This is a genomic window from Actinoplanes sp. NPDC026619, from assembly GCF_040638295.1.
Taxonomy (GTDB): Bacteria; Actinomycetota; Actinomycetes; order Mycobacteriales; family Micromonosporaceae; genus Actinoplanes.
This window is the reverse complement of sequence record NZ_JBEZYA010000019.1, coordinates 99510-119573: the sequence shown is the minus strand read 5'-3', so window position 1 is coordinate 119573 and position 20064 is coordinate 99510. Positions and strand designations below refer to the sequence as shown.

Genomic DNA, 20064 nt, shown 5'->3' with positions numbered 1-20064 from the left:
CCTCAGATGGAGGGCGCGCCCCCTCAGAAGCGGCATGGGCAGTTCTGCCGACTGCCGCCCGGCCGGCCCACCGGCCGCTGCTTCGAGACCGCGGAACGCGATGACGCGGTGCTCATCTTCAACGAGGCCGATTCGATCCTCGGCAGCCGGCTGAGCCAGGTGACCCAGAGCGGCGACCACAGCGTCAACGTCTCCCGGGCGGTGATGCTGGCCCAGCTGGACCACTTCGCCGGTCTGGTCATCTTCACCAGCAACTTCCCGCGCAACTACGACGTCGCCTTCGTCCGGCGGATCATCGCCCACGTGCCGTTCGAGCTGCCGGACGAGGCGACCCGCAAGCAACTGTGGGGCGTGCTGCTGCCGGCCGCCCTGCCGCTCGCGCCGGACGTCGACGCCGGGGTGCTGGCCGCCCGGTCGGCCGGTCTGGCCGGCGGCGAGCTGGTCAACAGCGTGCTGGCCGCCGCCGCGGCGGCGGTGACGCGCGACGGCGACACCCGCCGGGTGACCCTGGCCGATCTGACGGCCGAGATCAACGCACTGCGCCGGGCCAAGGCGGAGGTGGGCAAGCCCCATGACGGGCCGCTGATCGTGTCCTGGAAGGACGACGCCGAGCCGCCCGAGACGCCGGTGGCCGAAGCTGGATAATGGAATCGGAAATTGTCTTCCGGAAGGAAATACATGGCTGGCCCGGTCACCGACGAGGAACGCCCCGAGTCTCTCTCCCGGCAGATTTACGCAATGCTTCGCGAGGGCATTATCCGGGGGCGGTGGGCGCAGGGTTCCCGGCTGGCCGAGCAGCGTCTGGCGCAGGAGTTCCAGGTGTCCCGGGTGCCGATGCGCGAGGCGGTGCCGATGCTCGAGGTGGACGGGTTCGTGCAGACCCTGCCGCGCCGTGGGGCGGTCGTGTCCAGCTGGTCGGTCAAGGCCGCCAACGACCTGTTCGACCTGCGGCTCTGCCTCGAGGTGGGCGCGGCGCGGTATGCCGCGCGCGAGGTCGCCGGCGGGGTGTCGACCGCGCCGCTGGAGGCCGCTCTGGAGCAGTCCCGGCGGGCGGTGGCCGAGCGCGACTCCTACGCGATCGCGCGGGACAGCACCGCGTTCCACGAAATCATCGTCGATCTGACCGACAACGCATTGATGCGCTCGCTGATGCGGTCGGTTTCCGGGCGCATGATGTGGCTGTTCTTCATGACGTCCGAGCTCGATCCGGTGGACGCGCTTTCCGGGCACGAGGAATTGCTCCGGGCGATCGGATCGGGAAATGAGCGGGTCGCCGAATCGGTGGCGTACACGCATATCGAGAGCGACCGGCTGGAATCGCTGGCCGCCCTCAAACGTCTGGGCATCTCGTAGGGCGGGCGGGCCCGCCCTACGAGACGAGAGTCAGCCCTTGATGCCGAGCTTCGCGAAGTTCAGCTCGTTGGCGCCGATGTTGTGCGACTCGGCCACCCCGGTCAGCCACTTCTGGGCCACGACCCAGTCCTTGTTGTAGGAGAAGTTCAGGTAGCAGCCGCTGGCTGCGTACTTCTCCGCGGCCGAGACGAACAGCGCGTTGTCGCCGGTCAGCACTGCCTTGTCGAGGTCGGCGTCGACCGACGGGTCGTCGCAGGCGAAGTAGTTGATGCCGCCGGACTTGTCCCAGAAGACGTGGCCCCACATGTACGGGTTGCCGCCGTCCGGGCCGTTGTTGCCGTCGAAGAACGCGTCCGGGCCCTTGGCCGGGTCGTTCACCCAGTCGAAGACCTGGGCGGTCGGGTAGCCCTGCGCGGTGGCCTTGATGTTCAGGGTGGCCATCTGCGCCGCCACGATGGTGGCGAGCTGCTGGGCGTTCGGGTTGCCGGTGGCGTACCCGATGGTCATCGTGCTGCCGGCCGGGAGCGTCGCGGCGTACGTCTTCATCGCCTCGGGGTTGTAGGTGATGTTCTGCTTGTCGGCGCCGTCCGGGATCATGCCCTTGGCGTAGAGCGTGGTGGCCAGCTCGGACCGGTTGCCGAGCACCTGCGGGATGAGCTTCTCCCGGTCGAGCGATTGCAGGAAGGCGAGGCGGGCCTGCGCGGTCTTGAAGAAGCTGCCGCTCGGGTTGAGCGTGACCAGCGCGGACTGCAACGTCGGCAGCAGGTAACTGTCGGCGGCGGCGGAGTTCTCGTACTTCTTCAGGTCGGACGACGGCAGCGCGGCCACGATCGCCGACACGTCACCCTTGTCGAAGGCCAGCTCCAGCGCTGACGAGTCGTTGTAGACCGGCAGCTCGACCTTGGTGAACGGCGACCTGGTCCCCCAGTAGCCGTCGAACTGGGTCAGCTCGTACTTGGTGCCGGTCTGCACCGCGGAGAGCGAATACGGACCGGAGCCGATGTCGTGGGTGGTCAGGTAGGTCTGCGCATCGTCGCTGCCCTTGTTCCTCGCCAGGCCGTCCGGCGAGATCATCTTGGGTCCGAAAGGCGAGGCGAGGTAGTCGAGAAACGCCGCGTTCCCCTCTTTGAGCGTGACCACTGCGGTCGAAGGGTCGGAGGTGTCGACGCTCTGCACGCCGGCGGTCATGTAGGCGGCGCCGCCCTTGACGTCGGTGCGCCGCTGCAGCGAGACCTTGACCGCCTCGGAGGTGAACGCCGTGCCGTCGTGGAACTTCACCCCGTCGCGCAGGTGGAAGGTGTAGACCTTCTTGTCCGCCGAGACCTCCCACGAGGTGGCCAGCCGCGGCGCGATCTTCACGGTGTCGAGGTTGTCCTCGTACTGGACCAGGCCCTCGTAGGTGTTGAGCACGATCGCCAGGCCGTTGTTGGCGTAGTAGATGTCCGGGTCCGGCGGCTGGCCGATGTCCCCGAGCAGCCCGACCGTCAGCGTGCCGTCGGTCGGCGCCGGATTGGCCGCCTTGGCATCATTTGTCTGGCCGGAACAGGCGCTGATAAGAAGGACCGCGGTCAGCACCGCCGCGGTAACGCGCAATGGCTTCATGGATATCTCCGGGGGATTTTTATAGGGCGATGCGCGGGTCGGCGAGAGCCTGGATCATGTCCACCACGGTGTTGGTCACGACGTAGACGGCGCCGAGCACCACGGTGACGCCGGCGATCGCCGGGTAGTCCGCCGCCGGGATGCTCTCCGCGAGGTAGTTGCCGATGCCGGGCCAGCTGAAGATCTGCTCGACGACGACCACGCCGGCGAACATGAAGCCCAGTTGGAGGCCGGCCATCGAGAGGCCGGGCCCGATCGAGTTGCGCAGGACGTGCCGGCCGAAGACGGCGGCCTCGGTAAGGCCTTTGGCCCGTGCGGTGCGGACATGGTCGGCGCCCAGCGTCTGCTGAAGACTGGCGCGCAGGATGCGCCCGATGCTCACCGCGGGAGCCACGGCGAGGACGAGCGCGGGCAGGACGACGTGCTGCAGGCCGGCGCCGAGTTGCGCCCAGTCACCGGTGACCAGGCTGTGCGTCAGCAGGAAGCCGTCGTCGTTGCCGCCCCGGCCGGTGGCGGGCAGCCAGCCGAGGTGCGCGTAGAACAGGATGATCCCGCCGAGGGCCAGCAGGAATGGCGGCGCCGTCGCGCCGACGAGCAGGATGCCGCGCACGAAGGTGCCGGCGATGGTGCGGAGCATGGCGAAGACCGCCCCGAGCAGCAGGGCGAACAGGAACGCGACGACGACCAGCTCCACGGTGGCGGGCAGGAAGGCGCCCAGGTCGGCGGTCACCGGCCGGTGCGTGCGGTAGGAGGTGCCGAGGTCGCCCCGGAGCGCCTGGGTGAGGTAGTGCCAGTAGCGGCTGGCCAGCGGGTCGTCCAGGTGCAGCGAGGCCCGCTCGGCGGCGACCGCGGCCGGTGAGGCGTTGGCCCCGAGGTAGGCCTTGACCGGGTCGCCCGGCGAGTTCTGCTGAAGGACGAAGACCGCCGCGGTCAGCACCAGCAGCACGGCGATCGCGGCCCCGGCCCGCCGGGTCAGGAAGCCGATCATCGCCGGCCGTCCAGCAGTCCGCGCAGCGCGTCGCCGCCGAGGTTGGCGACCAGGCTCAGCAGCATCACCGCGAGGCCCGGGATCACCGGCACCCACCACTGCGCGAGCAGTTGGGTGAGCGCCCGGGCGGTGTCGGCGCCCAGTTCCGGCGCCGGCGCGAGCTGGCCGAGGCCGATGAACGACAGCCCGGCGAGCAGCAGCACCACGTTGCCGATGTCGAGGCTGGCGGTGACGATCGCGGTCGGCACGGCGCCGGGCAGCAGGTGCCGGCGCAGGATCCGGCCCCGGCTCGCGCCGGCCAGCCGGGCCGCCTCGACGTGCGGCCGAGCGGCCAGGGCGCGGACCTCGCCGCGGATGATCCGGGCGTAGTAGGGCCACCAGACAATCGAAATTCCGATCAGCGTGTGTACGAGGCCGGGGCCGAGCGCGGCCACGATGGCGATCGCGACGAGCACCCCGGGCAGTGCCAGGAACAGGTCGGTCAGCCGCATCAGGACGTTGTCGACCCAGCCCCCGGACGCCCCCGCGACCAGCCCGATCAGGCCGCCCACCAGCAGGCCGACCAGGACCACGGCCAGCGCCGACAGCCAGCTCGCCTGGATCCCCCACAGCGTGCGGCTGAGCAGGTCGCGGCCGATCAGGTCGGTGCCGAGCAGGTGGCCGGGCGAGCCGGGCGGCAGGTTGAAGTCGCCGGCCGGCTGGATCGGGTCGTCCGGCGCGAGCAGCCGGGCGGCCAGCGCGATCAGGGTGACCAGCAGCAGGAGCCCGACCAGCAGCCGGTTGAGGGTGGTGTTGTGCACGGCCGGGGTCCGCGAACGGACCCCGAACCGGCGGGGGACGACGGCGGCATCACTCATGGCGCGATCTCCGGTACGGCGGCGAGCAGCGTTTTCGTGTAATCCGCTTGGGGCCGCGACACGATGTCGTCGGCGGTGCCGGTCTCGGCGATGCGGCCGCGCGTCATCACGACGATGCGGTCCCCCATCAGCCGGGCGACGGCCAGGTCGTGGGTGACGAAGACGACCGCCATGCCGAGGTCGGCGCGCAGTTGCCGGATCAGGTTGAGCACGCTGGCGGCCAGTGAGGCGTCGAGCGCGCTGGTCGGTTCGTCGCAGAGCAGGACGGCCGGCGGCACGATCGTCGCCCGGGCCAGGGCGACCCGCTGCCGCTGGCCGCCGGACAGCTGCCGCGGGCGGGCGGCGGCCACCTCGGCGGGCAGGCCGATTCTCGTCAGCGCGGCCTCGACCCGCTGGTCCTGCTCGGTGCGGCTCAGCCGGAGCGGCAGCAGGCGCTCGCGCAGCAGCTCGCCGATCGTCAGCCACGGCGTCAGCGACGAGCCGGCGTCCTGGAAGACCATCTGGGTGCCGCCGCTGATCTCCCGCGTGCCGCCGGTCGGCTTGATCAGGCCGGCGATCACCCGGAGCAGGGTCGATTTGCCGGAGCCGCTCTCGCCGACGATCGACACCGCCTCGCCCGGCGCGACGTCGAGGTCGACGCCGTCCAGGGCCTTGAGGGTGCCGGCCCGCCGCCAGCCGTTGCGAAGCTTGAAGTCGCAGCGCACGCCGCGCAGCCGGACCACCGGCGCCCCGTCGGCGGCACCGTCGAGATCGCCGGATTCGGCTGCCGTCTCGTCGCTCGGCAGGTCGGAGATATCCCGCCAGCAGGCCCGCACGTGCTCATCGCCGGTCAGCGGCGGCTGCTCGTCCACGCAGCGGTCCACGGCCAGCGGGCAACGGGTGTGGTAGGCGCAGCCCGAGCCGCGCGGCCCGGCCTCCGCCGCCAGCGTCGGCAGCTCGCGACGGCGCGGCGTGGACAGCGACAACCGCGACCGCAGCAACCCGGCGGTGTACGGATGCTCCGGGTGTGACAGCAGCTCACGGGTCGGGCCGAGCTCGGCCAGCCGCCCGGCGTAGAGCACCCCGATCCGGTCGGTGATCTGCGCGGCCACCGCCAGGTCGTGGGTGATGAACAGGACGCTGCAGCCGTACTCGTCGCGCAGGTCCCGCAGCAGCGACAGCACCTGGGCCTGCACCGTCACGTCGAGCGCCGTGGTCGGCTCGTCGGCGATGATCAGCGACGGCCGCCCGGCCACCGCGATCGCGGTCATCACGCGCTGCCGCAGGCCGCCGGAGAGCTCGTGCGGATAGACCCGCAGCCGCATCGCCGCGTCCGCCACCCCCACGTGCTCCAGCAGTTGCACCGCCCGGCCGCGGTCCCGGGTCACCTCGGTGATCTGCCGGCCGATCCGCATGGTCGGGTTCAGCGAGGTCATCGGGTCCTGGAAGATCACCCCGAGCTCGCGGCGCCGGACCGCCCGGTGCGAGGCGGCCGATCCGTGCACCATGTCGGTCCCGGCGACGTGGACGGCGCCGGTCACCTGCGGGTGCGCGTCCGGCGGCAGCAGGCCCATCAGGGTCAGGGCGAGCACGCTCTTGCCCGAGCCCGACTCGCCGACCAGTCCGAGGATCTCGCCGGGTCGCACCGACAGCGAGACCCCGCGCAGCACCGGATTGCCGCGCAGGGTGACGTGCAGATCCTCAACCGACGCGATCATGCGCGGTCACCTCCCGGAAGATCTCGCCCGGCCGGGTGAACCAGACGTCGTCGGCACGCCCGGCGATATGCCGCAGCGCCCGGGTGAGCGCCCGCAGCCGGAACGGAGCGCCCGAGATGAACGAGTGCGTGACCAGGCCCATCACCAGCGGCTGCTCATCGGCGGCGTCGAGGAGCTCGTCGAACTCGTCGATCACCATCTCGGTGAAGTCGGACGCCGACGCGGCCCGGCCGACCATCGTGGTGCTGTCGTTGAGCTCGAGCGGATACGGGATGGACAGCAGCGGCCCCGAGTCGGTGGTGAGCCACACCGGCTGGTCGTCCATCCGCAGGTCCAGCACGTACCGGTAGCCGGTGGCGGCGAGCAGGTCGAGGGTGCGCGGGGTGTGCGTGAGCCACGGGCTCGACCAGCCGCCGGGCGGCGTTCCCTCGGCGGCGGTGATCCGGTCGGCGACCTCACTCAGGTAGGCCTTCTCGGAGGCGAGGTCACGCCCGGCGAGGGTGTCGGAGTTGGTGATGCCGTGCGCCACGAACTCGGCCCCGTGCCGCCGCGCCGCCTCGGTCACGTCCGGCGCGGTGTCGTAGACCATGGTGTTGAGAAGCACGGTCGGCGGGATGCCGAACTCGGCCAGGCGGTCGAAGAGCCGGAACGCGCCGACCCGGTTGCCGTAGTCGCGCCAGGCCGTGTTGACCAGGTCGGGCGCCTCGACGCCGGGCAGCAGGTCCTCGGTCTGTCCCTCGCCGAAGCGGTACTCCTCGACCCCGACCGCGACGTAGACCGCGAGTTTGCGGCCGCCGGGCCAGCGGCCGCCGGGCCGGGCCGTGATCGGCGAGTAGTCGTATCTCATCGGTTCATCCCCACGTCGGTAGCGGCCGCGCGGCGGACCATCTGCTGGTATTCCGGGAACCATCGGGCCGCGGCGGCGCGGGCCTCGGCGAGCGCGGGCGCCTTGGCCGCGAACACCTCGCGCGCCTCGGCGAGCAGGGCGTCCTCGTCGACGCCGGTCAGCCGCCCCCGCTCGGCGACGATCCGGCCGTCCACCATGGACAGCGCGACGTCGGCGCCACTCTCGCAATAAACCAATTGGCCGGGTACGTCGTTGAGCGGCGTGAACGCGAGCCCGTGCAGGTCGAGCAGCGCCAGATCGGCCAGTTGCCCCGGGGCGACCCGGCCGAGGTCGTCACGCAGCATGGCGGCGGCCCCGCCGCTCCACAGGCAGTCGAGCACCTCGACGGCGGCCGGCCAGCGGTCACTGTCCAGACCGGTGACGTTGTGGATCAGCCCAGCCATCTTGACGACGCCCCACATGTTGACCGCGTCGTCGCAGATCGCCTCGTCCACGCCGAGGCCGACCGGGATGCCACGGTCGCGGATCGCCCGGAACGGCATGATGCCGCTGCCCAGGCGCAGGTTGCTGACCGGGTTGTGGGCCACGATCGAGCCCGCCCCGGCGATCAGGTCCCAGTCGTGCTCGTCGGTCCAGACCGCGTGGATGACGTTCATCCGGTCGCTGAGCAGGCCGAGGTCGGCGGTGTAGCGGACCAGCGAGCGCCCGCCGTGCTTCTCGGCGGCCAGGGTGCGCTGCACCTTGGTCTCCAGCATGTGCGCGTAGAACGGCAGCCGGTGCCGGCGGCTCAGGTCGTCGAGCGCCGCGAAGTAGTCCGGGCTGACCCGCTGCGGCGCCGAGATCGACACGGCCGCGCCGAGCCGGCCACCCTCGGCGCCGTGCCAGCGGGAGATCAGGTGGTCGTAGCGGGCGAGCAGATCGGCGGCCGGCAGCGGGGCCGGTCTGCGCAGCTCGGCGGCGAGCGCCGGGGACGGGTCGCGGAACGGGAGCTTGTCCCCTTCCGGGACCTCCGGCTGATCCAGCGCCACGGTGGCGCGCAGGCCGCTGTCCGCGTACGCCTGCATGACCGCGTCGATGATCTCGGGTTCCGGGTACGGCATGAGGAACGCGTCGTCCTGCACGCTCGTCGTGCCGGTGCGCACCATCTCGATCGCGCCGAGCATCGTTCGCAGGTAGGCCTCGCGCGGTGTGGGCCGCAGCGCCTCGGTGACCGGCGACTCGTACAGCATGAACAGCTCGAGCGGCAGGCTGGGCAGCGAGCCCTTGAGGTGGTTGGCCGGCGAGTGGAAGTGCGCGTTGATCAGGCCGGGGATCAGCAGGTGGTGGCCGTGGCCGTCGATGATCCGGTCGCCCGTCAGGTCCCGGCCGATCGCGGTGATGCGGTTACCCTCGACGAGCACGTCGGTGAGGCGGTCGACGGCCGGATAGGCGTAGACATTCCGGAACAGGACACTCATGGGTGCCGCCAGGTGTTCACCCGGGAGGCGGTCAGGCCCTGCGCGATCAGGCCCTCGACCAGCGGGATCGCCGCGGTCACCCCGTCGATCACCGGCCGGCCGAGCCGGGCGGTCAGCGGCGCGACCAGGTCGGTGAGGCCGGCGCAGCCGAGGATCAGCGCCTCGTCGTCCGCCCGCACCTGCTCCGCGAAGATCCCGGCCAGATGCGCCGAGCCACCCTCCAGGTCGGCGACCGGCACGTCCACCGCCCGCACCGTGCAGCGGTGGCTCAGGCCCAGCGCCTGGACCACCCGCTCGGAGTGGGCGATCGTGCGGCGCGGCAGGGTGACGATCGTGAACCGGTGGGCGATCAGGGCGGCGGTCATCAGGGCGGCCTCGGTCATCCCGACCACGGGGCCGTTGGCCAGCTCGCGCGCGGCCGGCACCCCGGTGTCGCCGAAGCAGGCCACGACGTACCCCTGGATGCCCTGCTCTTCGCCCTTCCGGACCTGGTCGATCACGCCGAGCGCGCCGTAGACCTCCTCGTAGTGGCTCTCCACGCTCGGCACCCCCGACGACGGGGTGCCGCCGATGATCATCGTGTCCGGCCGGGCGACCTTCCGCGCGGCCTCGACCACGGTGTCGGTCATCGAGCGGGTGGTGTTGGGGTTGATCACCATGAGCTTCATCGGGCCGCCCCGATCAGGCCGCTCGTGCCGTGACCGCTCACCGCGAGGCGGGCCACGCCGGCCGCGCGTTTGGCCGCCTCGACCGCATCGCCGCTGCTCAGGTGGGCGGCGGCGAACGCACCGCAGAACGCGTCGCCGGCCCCGGTGCTGTCCACCGGCGTGACCACCTCGGCCGGCACCTCGGTCAGCGTCCCGCCGTCGAGCACCAGGCAGCCTTTTTCGGCGCGCTTGATGACGACGACGCCGGGCCCGTCGGCGGCAAAGGCACGGGCCGCCGCGGCCAGATCATCGGTGCCGGCCAGGATCCGCGCCTCGACCTCGCTGGGCAAGAAGACATCGCAGTGCTTTACCAGCAACCGCATCTCCGGCCCAAGGCCGTCTTCCTGAAGATCAAGATAGATTTTGTACGCCGGGTCAGCGCCCTGCCGAGCCGCCAGCCACGGCACGAGCGCCACCATCGACGCGTTACTCATCGCCGAAACCAGCACCCCGCCGACCACAGCCGCATCCGCGCCGCTCTCCGAGCCTTCGCCCGCGCCGTTCTTCTGGCTTCTCTTCCCAAGCCAGTCGGGGATGTCCGGCGGATAGACCGACATGCGGTCGAAGTGCGCCTCGCCGGTGGTCAGGTCCCAGCTCCGCGTGCCATCCACCCGATATGTCACGACATTGTGGATGGTGGGCTGGTCGCGGCGGGGCAGGTCGCTGATGTCCAGACCGGCTGCCTGCCACTCCCCCAGCGTCGAGGCGGGCAGGTCGTTGCCGATCGGGGCGCACACGCGTACGTCGTCGATGATCTGGTGGGCCGCCAGGGCCGCGAAGATTGCGTCGCCGCCGGCCTGCACCACGCGCCGGCCGTCCGGGAAGACCGCCTCGTCGACGGTCACGTTGCCGACGCACAGCAGGGCGGTCACCGCTGCGCCGCCCGGAACTTGGCCATCGCGGCGTGGTAGCCCATCAGCTGCGCGGGCAGGAAGGTCAGCAGCGGGCTGAGCGCCTCCGGCACCGCCGGCAGGCGCAGCACGTCATCACCGAACGCCGTCTCGCCGGCGCTGGTCACGACGTAGGCCCGGCCGCCGAACCGCAGGGCCTCGCCCCGGGTGTCCACCGCGCGCGGCACCGCCCAGCCGCTCGGCGCCAGAAGAAGCAGCGGTTCGCCGGCCTTCTGCGAGTTGTAGTGGTGATATTCCTCGACCTGAATGGCGAGCGCGTGATCCGGCGTGCATTCCTTGTATTTCGCCGCACCGGCGAGAGCCGCGCCGAAGCTGGGGCCGCCCGCCGAGAACAGGAACATCCGGCTGCCGGCCTCGCGTTCGGCGATCGCCGCGATCGGGTGGCTCAGCCCGCCGATCACCTCGGCCATGAGATCCGGGAGGTGGTCCGGCTGCTCGCCGCCGAGCATGCCGGCCAGCTTCAGCAGCAACGCGAGCGCCGCCGTCGAGGACTGGGTCGGCCAGCCGACCCGGGTCGCCTCGATGCGAAGTGTCTGTTCACTCTCGACATCGAGGGTCGAGCCGGCGGTATTGGTCAGGGCCAGCGTCAGGGCGCCGGCATGCTGCGCCACCAGCGCCGCCTCGACCGTACGGGTGGTCTCCCCCGAACTCGACAACGCGACCACGAGCGTGCGCGCGGTCAGCACCGGGCCCAGGTAATAGGCGAACTCCAGACTCTGCACCGCCTCGACCGGCACGCCGAGCGCGTCCTGCAGGGCCAGCCGAGCGGAGATCATCACCGCGTACGAGTCGCCCGCCCCGACCAGATAGACCCGCTCGATCCGGCGCTCGCGGATCGCCTCGGCCGCCGCGACCAGGGTCTTCTCGTTGGCCGCCCAGGTGCGCCGCACCATCTCGGGCTGGGCGATCAGTTCGGGCCAGGTGGCCTCGGTGCGGGCCAGGCGCTTGGGGTCGAGCGGGTCGTCCGACGGCAGCGTCAGGATCGCGGCGTGCTCGGCCGCCGAGACCCGCGCGATCACGCCCTGCTGGCGCGCATCGAGCGGGCTCCCCACCGAGATCAACGGCGACTCCACGGCACCCTCCCCAACTCGTCAAGTGGGGAAACGGTATACCGTCCTCCGTTTCTCTCCGATCAACAGTTGTTTCTTATCCATTAAATCCAAAGCTCACCGCTGGCCACCTATGAACGGCTCAGACAATCGGTATACCGCTTAGTCGTGCAGGTGGCGCCGGAGGAAGTCGTGCCAGGCCTGTTCGAACGAGCGGGTCAGGGCCGACGCCGGCGCGAAGCGGTCCCAGGCGTGGTAGGCCCGGGCGTACAGATGCAGGTCGGCCGGGACGCCGGCGGTGTTCAGGCTGCGGGCGAACTCCATGCCTTCGTCGCGCAGCAGATCGAACTGGGCGACCGCGACGAAGGTGTCCGGGAGGCCGGCGAGGTCGGTGGCGCGGCCGGGTGCGGAATACGGATGCACGTCGCCCTTGCCGACCCGGTCGCCGAGCACCGCGCCCCAGGCGAACTGCATGTCCGGCCGAGTGAAGATCACTTCCGCGGTGATCTCGAAGCTCGACGGCGTCTCCAGCCGGTCGTCGAGCATCGGATAGAGCAGGGCCAGCAGGCACGGCTGCTGGTCGTGCCGGTCACGCACGATGAGCGCGGTGGCCGCGGCGGGCGCCCCACCGCCGCTGGCGCCGGCCAGCCCGATCCGCTGCGGGTCGATCCGGAGCTCGGCAGCGTGCGCGACGAGGTGGGCGTAGGCAGAATGGCCGTCCTCGGCCGCGCCGGGCGCCGGGGTCTCCGGGGCGAGCCGGTAGACGACCGCGGCCAGCACGCAGTCGAGCTGCAGGGACAGCTCGGTGTGGTAGGCGTCGTCGTCACGGGCGTCTTCGCCGAGCACCTGGGCGCCGGCGTGGAACCAGAGCAGGGCCGGGAGGGTCTGCGTGGCGGCGGCCGGCCGATAGAGGACAACCTCCAGCTCGGACCCGCCGTCCCGCGGGATACGCAGCGTCTCGATCGCGACCCGGGGGTCCGGCGTGCTGGCCGGCCGCGGCATGGAGCGCATCGTCGCGCGCAGCCCGGGGATGTCGGAGAGGTCGAGCAGGGTGCCGTTGGGGGCCTTGGGCATGGCCGCGAAGGCGGCGGCCAGTTCCGGGTCGAGCGCGTCGGTGATTCCAGGCATGACGGGTCCTTTCGTCGTTCAGAAGAGGTTGGGCTGGCCGCTGCCGGCGGTGATGCCACCGTCGACCGGCAGGATCGTGCCGGTGATGAAGCGGGCGTCGGCCGAGGCCAGGAAGCTGACCGCGGCGGCGACGTCGGCGGGGGTGCTGAAACCGGCGAGCGCGCGCCGCTGGTTGAAGCGCTCGATCAGGTCGGCGTGCTCGGTGGCCAGCTCCGCCGGGCCGGTCATCGACGGGGCGACGGTGTTGACCCGGATGCCGTACTGGCCGAGGTCGAAGGCGAGTCCGCGGGTGAAGTTCACGACCGCCCCCTTGGCCGCGTTGTAGGCGGTGAGCCGCCGGTCGCCGCCGAGGCCGGAGGCGGAGGCGATCTGCACGATGCTTCCGCGGCTCTCTTTCAGGTACGGCAGGGCCGCCTGGGCACCGAAGAAGCAGCTGTCGACGTCGGTGGTCATGACCAGCCGCCAGTCCGCGACGGTCGTCTCCACGAACTCCTTGGCCAGGCCCAGCCCGGCATTGGAGACCAGCACGTCGATGCCGCCGAACCGCTCGGCGCCCGCGCCGATCATCGCCCGGACATCGTCCTCGCTGGTCACGTCGGTGGCGACGGCGAGCGCCCGGTCCGGCCCGATCGTGGCCGCCAGGGCGTCGAGGCGGTTCTTGCGCCGCGCCGCGAGCACGAGGTTCGCCCCTTCGGCGGCGAACCGCCGGGCGATACCGTCGCCGATACCGGAGCTGGCCCCGGTCACCACAACCGTCCGACCGAGAAAACGTTGTTCCATGATGACCCTCTTTCTGTCAGGCACTGACGCTACATTGCGTCAGTTACTGACGCAAAGAATCGTCAGTCGCTGACAGTCATGCTAGGGTCGAAACCGTGCCACGGAGCGGAGAACCGGTGAAGTTGCGGCTGCAGGAGGCCGCCCTCGAGCTGTACCTGGAGCGGGGCTACGACAAGACCACGACCGGTGACATCGCCGCCCGCGCCGGCGTCACCGAGCGCACCTTCTTCCGTCACTTCACCGACAAGCGCGAGGTCTTCTTCGACGGCCAGGCGGAGCTGGTCGAGCTGCTGACCACGGCGGTCGCCGCGGTGCCGCCCGGCACCCGCCCGCTGCCGGCCCTGCGAGCCGCGTTCCACGAGGCGGTGCCGCTGATCGAGCACCACCGGCCGGTCACCGAGCGCCGCCACCCGGTCATCGTCGCGACCCCGGCGTTGCAGGAGCGCGCGCTGGCCAAGCACGCCGCGCTGGTCACCGCCCTGTCCGACGCCCTGCGGGCCCGCGGCGTCGCCGACCAGCCGGCGGCGCTGTGCGCCCAGGTCGGCATGGACACCTACGCGATCGCCGTCCAGCGCTGGGCCGCCGACCGCGGCACCGGCCTGCACACCCACCTCGACCAGGCCTTCACCGACCTGCGCCTGGCCGCAAACGCCCTGAAATAACGCGCCGGACCTCAGGGTCCACCCCGGCGACGAGCCCCACTTCCAATTTCCAGGATCCCGGGCCCTCAACCCGCCGCCGCACCACCGAGATCCAGGAAGTCGGCCACTCACGCTCCTTTTTCGCGTACGCGGTGCCCCACTCCCGTGCCAGCCGGCCCCGGCAGGTGCAGCTCACCCTCCGCGCGCCCGCTACGGGCGGGCCCGGCCCGACACCCTCCCAACCGCCGACAGACCTCGGAATCAACCGCCCTGACCTCGGCAAACACCAGTCCGTTCGGCGGCTGTGCGGATGTGGACATCGCCGCCCGTACGGCAAGAGTCGCGACCCCGGCCACGAGACGCCCTAGTGGTCGGCGCGCCACCACAGGTAGGCGGCGAGGGCCAGGGCCGCGACCGCGATCGCCGCGCGCAACGGGCGCTCCGGGAGGCGGCGCACCAGCGTCGGGCCCAGCCAGCTGCCGAGCAGGCAGCCGATCGCCATCAGGGCGGCGGCGGCCCAGTTCACCGGGGCCAGGATCGCGTAGAGCACCGCGGCCGCGAGGTTGGCGGCGCCCAGCGCGATGCTCTTCACCGCGTTGGTCACCGGGAACGGTTCGGTCGCGGCCACCGACAGGACCGCCAGCATGAGTACGCCGGCGGCCGCACCGAAATACCCGCCGTACACGCCGACCAGGAAGATCGTGCCGCCCAGCACCGGCGCCGGCATCGTCCGGTGGCCGGCCCAGCGCCGCAACTCATCCCGCAGCAACAGCAGGGCCGCACCGAGCGCGACCAGCACCGGCACGATCCGCTCGAACGCCGACGACGGGGTGGCCAGCAGCAGGATCGCGCCGGCCAGCCCGCCGATGGCCGCCACCGCGGAGAGCCGGGCCAGCCGGCGGCCGTGACCGCGCAGCTCCGGCCGGGCCCCGGCCGCGGTGCCGACGGTGTTCGACAGCAGCGCCACCGTGTTGGTGACGTTGGCCGCGACCGGCGGCAGGCCGACCGCCAGCAACGCCGGGTAGCTCACCAGGGAGGCGAGGCCGGCCATCGAGCCGGTCAGCCCGCCACCGACACCGCCGAGCACGAGCAGAGTCGCATCGCCCAGGCGCACCCGATCACCGTACCGGCGTCGTCAGTGCCAGGCGTTGTCGAAGGCGTCGACGACGACCCCGCACCCGCTCGGGTAATCGCCGCGGCTGTTGACGAGCAGGGCAATATCAACCTCGATGCTGTACGACATGACGCAGCCCCGCATGCCCCGCCCGCCGGACTGCGCCCACACCGCGCCGTGACCGTGGTAGGTGCCGAACTTCCCGCTGTACGCCTTGAGGCCGAGCTGCCCGTCGACCATCAGCGACCGGGCGCTCGCCGACACCAGCTTGGTGGTGTAGCGCACGTGCGAGATGAACGACGCGATCCCGTTCGCCGACATGTTGTACCCGAAGCCGCCGCAGCTGCTGACGTAGTCGGCCGGGCCCCAGCCGGCCTGGCCGCCGGTCGGGTAGATGTACAGCTTGGTCGGGTTGGGGTCGGAGTTGCTGCAGCTCACCGGCGCGCCGGCCAGCGCCAGGATCGGCTTGAGCCAGCCGAGGAACACGATCCCGGTGAGGTAGTCGACCTGGGCGGGCGTGACGTTCGCGGGCGGCGCGTCGTAGAGCTCGCTCAGGTCCATCCCGTAGGCGATCTTCGGCACCAAGATCCGGAAGATGCTGAAGTTCATGTTCGCGTACTTGTAGCTCTTCGAGCCCAGGTTCTGGCCCACCGCGATGCGGATGTTGTCCCACGAGCCGGTGGATTTGCCGCCGGTGGAGCCGGTGGCGGTCTGGAAGTTCTGCAGCAGGCCGCTGCGGTGCGTCATCAGGTCGCGGAAGGTGATGGCGTCGACCCCGGCGCCCCGCTTCCAGGCCGACGGCAGCCACGGCCCGATCGCGCTGTCGACCGAGATGCCCTTCTGCTCGAGCAGGCGCAGCGTGGCCGCCGCGGTCACCGGCTTGCTGATGCTCGCAATGGTCATCACCTTGGTGGCCGACTGCGGCGTGACCGGGCTGTCCGGCGAAACCCGCGCGGATCCGACGCCGGCCTGCCGGTCCAGCTTTCCAGCTTTACCGATGGCGTACGCGTACCCGACAGTTTTGCCGTCCAGTGTGGCCCGCAGGTTCCGCTCGAACAGGTCCATGTCGAACGTCTTGCCCGACGTGCTGAGCCCGCCGGCCGCACCGGTGGCCGGCGAGTCGTCGGTCTCGATGTCGAGGGGCTCCGCGGGCCGGATCGGCCGCATCAGGCCGGCGAGGGTCCCGTCGGCGGCCAGGCCGGCCAGCGGAACGTACCGCCCGACCATGTCCAGCAGGCGCTGCAACTCAGGCGGCGGCGCGGCGTTCGCGGCGGCGGTTCCCGGCGCGGCAAGCCCGCCGGCGCCGAGGATCAAAGCGGTCGCGACTGCGGTCGCCCGGACGATGGTGCGCATGTTGGTTTCCTTCCGAATCCGCGCGGCGTTGCGCGGCTACGGAGAATGAACCACGGGCGGTCCGGAAATGGGCCGCTTTATCTAGATTTCCAGCAAAGTCAGACCTAGGTCATCGAGGTCGGTGGCTACATACCGCACGACGCCTCCCCCGTAGTGGTTCTCGAGCACCGCCGGCCGCCCGTCCGGGGTGTGCCGCAGCACGGTGGCGGTGGCCGGTTCCAGGTCGTGCTGGATGCGGCGGGCGCCGATCAGGTCGTCCAGGGCGCCCGGCGTGACCCGGCAGTGCTCGTCGACCAGGCCGCTGTCGAAGGTCAGCACGAGGCGGCCACCGCCGCTCACGTAGTCGCGCAGCGCCCGGTGCCCGGCCGCCGGCAGCAGGTAGAGCAGCGGCGCCACGACCAGGTCGTACTCCCCCAGCGACGCGTCCGGCGGCACCACGTCGACCGGGCCGTCGAAGGCGCGGTGCCAGCGTTTGACGGTGGCCTCGTAGCCTTCGGCGCGCGGCGGCAGGTGCGGCGACTGCAGGGCCCACATGGTCTGCTCGTCGTAGATCAGCGCGCTCGTCGCGGTCACCGCGACCGGTTCGCGATCCCGCAACGTGGCGCCGAGCGCACTGATCTCGCGGAAGACCGGGGTGTCCGGGCCCTCGTGCGGCACCATCGCCGGGTGCCACTGCTCGGCGCCGCCCCGGCTCGCCCGCCACTGGAAGTAGAGGATGCCGGTGGCGCCACGGTCCAGGTAGGGCTGGGCGATCTCCCGTGCCTCGACGGACGGCGCGTGTTCCATCAGCATCCACGGGCCGCCGCGGGCCCAGCCGCGGGCCAGGTCGGCGGCGAAGGCGCGCTCGGCCAGGGTGGTGGGGTAGTCGTCGATCGCCACGATGTCGACCTCGCGGGCCCAGCGGGCGTGGTCGACCGGCACCCAGCCGCCGAGCACGAAGTTCGTGGTGACCGGCGCGCCGGAGAGCAGAGCACGCTGCGACCGGTAGTGCTCGAGCATCGCGTCGGAGACGAACCGGCGGTAGTCCAGCAGCTGGGCGGGATTGCTCAGATATTGGGTGGCGCGCGGCGGCAGCACCTCGTCGAAATTGGATACCCGCTGGGACCAGAAGTCGGTGCTCCACGCGTCGTTGAGGGTCGCCGGATCGCCGTAACGGGCGGCGAGCCAGCGGCGGAAGGCCGCCGCGCAATGGTCGCAGTAGCAGGTGGTGCCGTATTCGTTGTGGACGTGCCACAGGCGGAGGGCGTCGTGCCCGGCGTAGCGGGAAGCCAGCCGCCCGGTGATCTCCAGCGAGGCGGACTGGTACGCCGGGGCGTTCACGCAGTAGGTGTCCCGGGAACCGTGGCTCAGCCGTACACCATCGTGGTTGATCGGCATTGCCGTCGGATGCAGCCTCGTGAACCAGGGTGGCGGCGAGGCGGTCGGGGTGGCCAGGCAGACGCCGATCCCGGCCGAGCCGAGCAGGTCGAGCACCCGGTCGAGCCAGCCGAAGTCGAACTCGTCCGGGCCCGGCTGCAACCGCGACCAGGAGAACACGCCGACCGTGACCAGGTTGACCCCGGCCCGCAGCATCAGCCCGACGTCCTCCGCCCAGACCGGCGAGGGCCACTGCTCCGGGTTGTAGTCGCCGCCGAACCGGATCATCCCTTGACCGCTCCCAGCAGCATGCCCTTGGCGAAGTGCCGCTGCACGAACGGGTAGATCACCAGGATCGGGATCAGCGTCAGGGTCACCACCGCCATCTGGATCGACAACGGGGCGATCTGCTGGGTGCCGAAGTACTGGCCGGTCTGGGTGATGCCGGTGCCCGGCATCGGGTTGCCCTGCAGGGTGTACGTGTAGATCACCAGCTGCAACGGCCACTTCTGGTTGTCCGGGAGGTAGAGCAGCGCGTTGAAGAACGTGTTCCAGTAGCCGACCGCGTAGAACAGCGAGATGACCGCGACGACCGCCCGGGACGTGGGCAGCACGATCCGGGTGAGGATCCGCCACTCGCCGGCGCCGTCCATGTAGGCCGCGTCGATCAGATCCCGCGAGGTGCCGGCGAAGAATCCGCGCATCACCAGGATGTTGAAGACGCTCACCGCGCTGGGCAGGATCATCGCCCAGTAGTTGTCGTAGCCGCCGAGCCCGGAGACGACCATGAAGGTCGGGATCAGGCCGCCGTTGAAGAACATCGTGACGACCAGCAGCATCAGGATGAAGCGGTGCCCCCACGAGCGGGCGCGGGACAGGCCGTACGCGCAGAGGACCGTCACGGTCACCGAGATGAGCGTGCCGACCAGGGTGATGCCGAAACTCGCGATCAGCGAGCTGATGACCAGGTTGTTGGTGAAGATCTGCCGGTACGCCTCGACGGTGAACCCGTGCGGCACCAGCACCATCCCGCCGGCCTGGTTGATCGACCCCTGAGTGGAGATGCTGGTCAGCACGATCATGTAGAGCGGGATGAGGACCACCAGGACGATGAACACCAGGACCGCGCCCTTGCCGGCCTGCCCGGCGACGGTCGGTGGCTCCTCCCAGATGGGCCGGTTGCGGTTGCGGCGGGTCTTCTCGGCCGCGCTGGCCAGTGAGGTCGCGGTCATCGTCGGTACAGTCCGTCCTCGCCGAACATGTGGGCGATCTTGTTGGCGGTGAGAATGAGGATCAGCGACAGCACGCCCTTGAACAGCGACGCCGCCGCCCCGATGCTGAAGTTCGCGTTCACCACGCCGTAGAAGTAGGCGTACGTGTCGAGCACTTCGGAGGCGTCCCGGCCGACCGCGCTGCGCTGGATCAGCATCTGCTCGAAGCCGATCGTGAGCACGTTGCCCAGTTGCAGCACCAGCATGAGCACGATGATGCTGCGGATGCCGGGCAGGGTGATGTGCCAGAGCCGGCGCCATCGGCCGGCGCCGTCCGCCGCGGCCGCCTCGTACAACTGGGTGTCGATGGCGGCGAGGGCGGCCAGGAAGACGATGATGCCCCAGCCGGCTTCCTTCCAGACCACCTGCGCCGTGATCAGCAGCTTGAAGGTGCCCGGGTCGGTCATGATGTCCCAGGTGCCGATGCTGTGCGCGCGCAGGAACTGGTTGAGCGCGCCGGCCCCGCCGAGCATCTGCTGGAAGATGGTGATCGCCAGCACCCAGGAGAAGAAGTGCGGCAGGTAGACCACCGACTGCACGAAGGTGCGCACCTTGGTGCTCAGGACCGAGTTGAGCAGCAGAGCCAGCAGGATCGGCACCGGGAAGAAGAGAACCAGCTGCACCAGGCTGAGCGTCAGGGTGTTCTGAAAGGCGTGCCAGAAGTACGGGTCGTGGAAGAGCCGCTGGAAGGTGGTGAACCCGGTCCAGGGGCTGTGCATGAAGCCCGCGTAGATGCTGTAGCTCTGGAACGCCGTCACGGTGCCGAACATCGGCGCGTAGTTGAAGACGAGAACCAGCAGGATCGCCGGAATCGTCATGAGCACCAGGGACCGGTCGCGCAGGAAACGGCGGCGCCGGTCGGCCTTTTTCAGGGTGCGTTTCTCGGCGCGGGTGAGCGGCGCCGGGGGCTGCGCCGCGGCGGCGGGGGGCGCTTCGTGAATGGCCGTCAAAGC

Annotated in this window: 19 protein-coding genes; 3 read left to right on the top strand and 16 right to left on the bottom strand. The window is 70.7% G+C overall.

From position 1 onward, the window contains the following. The first annotated feature begins 6 nt into the window (after positions 1-6). Positions 7-645 carry an AAA family ATPase gene (locus AB0E90_RS34475; protein ID WP_360415336.1) on the top strand — a complete coding sequence of 213 codons (639 nt, stop codon included), beginning with the start codon at positions 7-9 and terminating at the stop codon, positions 643-645. A gap of 33 nt (positions 646-678) precedes the next feature. Further along, complete coding sequence (locus AB0E90_RS34470) at positions 679-1353, top strand: GntR family transcriptional regulator (RefSeq protein ID WP_360415334.1); 675 nt, start codon at positions 679-681, stop codon at positions 1351-1353. 30 nt (positions 1354-1383) lie between these two features. Here the strand turns inward: AB0E90_RS34470 and AB0E90_RS34465 are convergent, their stop codons facing one another. The 11 genes from AB0E90_RS34465 to AB0E90_RS34415 form a co-directional block, all read right to left on the bottom strand. Beyond that, positions 1384-2955, bottom strand: coding sequence for an ABC transporter substrate-binding protein (locus AB0E90_RS34465; protein ID WP_360415332.1), 1572 nt, complete (start codon positions 2953-2955; stop codon positions 1384-1386). A gap of 19 nt (positions 2956-2974) precedes the next feature. After that, positions 2975-3943: an ABC transporter permease gene (locus AB0E90_RS34460; protein WP_360415330.1), complete on the bottom strand. Its 969-nt coding sequence runs from the start codon at positions 3941-3943 to the stop codon at positions 2975-2977. Then, entirely contained in the window at positions 3940-4800 is an 861-nt protein-coding gene (locus AB0E90_RS34455) for an ABC transporter permease (RefSeq protein ID WP_360415328.1), read from the bottom strand. Before AB0E90_RS34455 ends, AB0E90_RS34460 begins: the two co-directional genes overlap by 4 nt. Next, on the bottom strand, positions 4797-6497 hold the full coding sequence (locus AB0E90_RS34450) for an ABC transporter ATP-binding protein (RefSeq protein ID WP_360415326.1): 1701 nt from the start codon (positions 6495-6497) through the stop codon (positions 4797-4799). Before AB0E90_RS34450 ends, AB0E90_RS34455 begins: the two co-directional genes overlap by 4 nt. After that, positions 6481-7344 carry a polysaccharide deacetylase family protein gene (locus tag AB0E90_RS34445; protein ID WP_360415324.1) on the bottom strand — a complete coding sequence of 288 codons (864 nt, stop codon included), beginning with the start codon at positions 7342-7344 and terminating at the stop codon, positions 6481-6483. Before AB0E90_RS34445 ends, AB0E90_RS34450 begins: the two co-directional genes overlap by 17 nt. After that, entirely contained in the window at positions 7341-8801 is a 1461-nt protein-coding gene (locus AB0E90_RS34440) for an amidohydrolase family protein (RefSeq protein ID WP_360415322.1), read from the bottom strand. The genes AB0E90_RS34445 and AB0E90_RS34440 overlap by 4 nt, the downstream gene beginning before the upstream one ends. After that, positions 8798-9469, bottom strand: coding sequence for an aspartate/glutamate racemase family protein (locus AB0E90_RS34435; RefSeq protein WP_360415320.1), 672 nt, complete (start codon positions 9467-9469; stop codon positions 8798-8800). The genes AB0E90_RS34440 and AB0E90_RS34435 overlap by 4 nt, the downstream gene beginning before the upstream one ends. Beyond that, positions 9466-10380 carry a carbohydrate kinase family protein gene (locus AB0E90_RS34430; protein ID WP_360415318.1) on the bottom strand — a complete coding sequence of 305 codons (915 nt, stop codon included), beginning with the start codon at positions 10378-10380 and terminating at the stop codon, positions 9466-9468. The genes AB0E90_RS34435 and AB0E90_RS34430 overlap by 4 nt, the downstream gene beginning before the upstream one ends. After that, positions 10377-11492 carry an SIS domain-containing protein gene (locus AB0E90_RS34425; RefSeq protein WP_360415316.1) on the bottom strand — a complete coding sequence of 372 codons (1116 nt, stop codon included), beginning with the start codon at positions 11490-11492 and terminating at the stop codon, positions 10377-10379. The genes AB0E90_RS34430 and AB0E90_RS34425 overlap by 4 nt, the downstream gene beginning before the upstream one ends. A 138-nt stretch (positions 11493-11630) precedes the next feature. After that, complete coding sequence (locus tag AB0E90_RS34420; RefSeq protein WP_360415314.1) at positions 11631-12596, bottom strand: alpha/beta hydrolase fold domain-containing protein; 966 nt, start codon at positions 12594-12596, stop codon at positions 11631-11633. Between the two features lie 18 nt (positions 12597-12614). Continuing rightward, complete coding sequence (locus AB0E90_RS34415; RefSeq protein ID WP_360415312.1) at positions 12615-13376, bottom strand: glucose 1-dehydrogenase; 762 nt, start codon at positions 13374-13376, stop codon at positions 12615-12617. Between the two features lie 116 nt (positions 13377-13492). Here AB0E90_RS34415 and AB0E90_RS34410 point away from each other — a divergent pair, with 116 nt between their 5' ends. Beyond that, a complete protein-coding gene (locus AB0E90_RS34410; protein ID WP_360415310.1) occupies positions 13493-14038 on the top strand; it encodes a TetR family transcriptional regulator in 546 nt (181 codons plus the stop codon). A gap of 343 nt (positions 14039-14381) precedes the next feature. Here AB0E90_RS34410 and AB0E90_RS34405 read toward each other — a convergent pair whose 3' ends face one another. The 5 genes from AB0E90_RS34405 to AB0E90_RS34385 form a co-directional block, all read right to left on the bottom strand. Further along, a complete protein-coding gene (locus AB0E90_RS34405; protein ID WP_360415308.1) occupies positions 14382-15131 on the bottom strand; it encodes a sulfite exporter TauE/SafE family protein in 750 nt (249 codons plus the stop codon). A 21-nt stretch (positions 15132-15152) separates the two neighbouring features. Continuing rightward, positions 15153-16484 (bottom strand): serine hydrolase domain-containing protein, encoded by a 1332-nt coding sequence (locus AB0E90_RS34400; RefSeq protein ID WP_360415306.1) that lies wholly within the window; start codon positions 16482-16484, stop codon positions 15153-15155. 81 nt (positions 16485-16565) lie between these two features. Then, entirely contained in the window at positions 16566-18128 is a 1563-nt protein-coding gene (locus AB0E90_RS34395) for a beta-galactosidase (protein WP_360415304.1), read from the bottom strand. After that, positions 18125-19072 (bottom strand): carbohydrate ABC transporter permease, encoded by a 948-nt coding sequence (locus AB0E90_RS34390; RefSeq protein WP_360415302.1) that lies wholly within the window; start codon positions 19070-19072, stop codon positions 18125-18127. The genes AB0E90_RS34395 and AB0E90_RS34390 overlap by 4 nt, the downstream gene beginning before the upstream one ends. Further along, the gene (locus AB0E90_RS34385) at positions 19069-20061 is read right to left on the bottom strand and encodes an ABC transporter permease subunit (RefSeq protein WP_360415300.1); all 993 of its coding nucleotides are present in this window, start codon (positions 20059-20061) and stop codon (positions 19069-19071) included. The genes AB0E90_RS34390 and AB0E90_RS34385 overlap by 4 nt, the downstream gene beginning before the upstream one ends. Positions 20062-20064 lie beyond the last annotated feature (3 nt).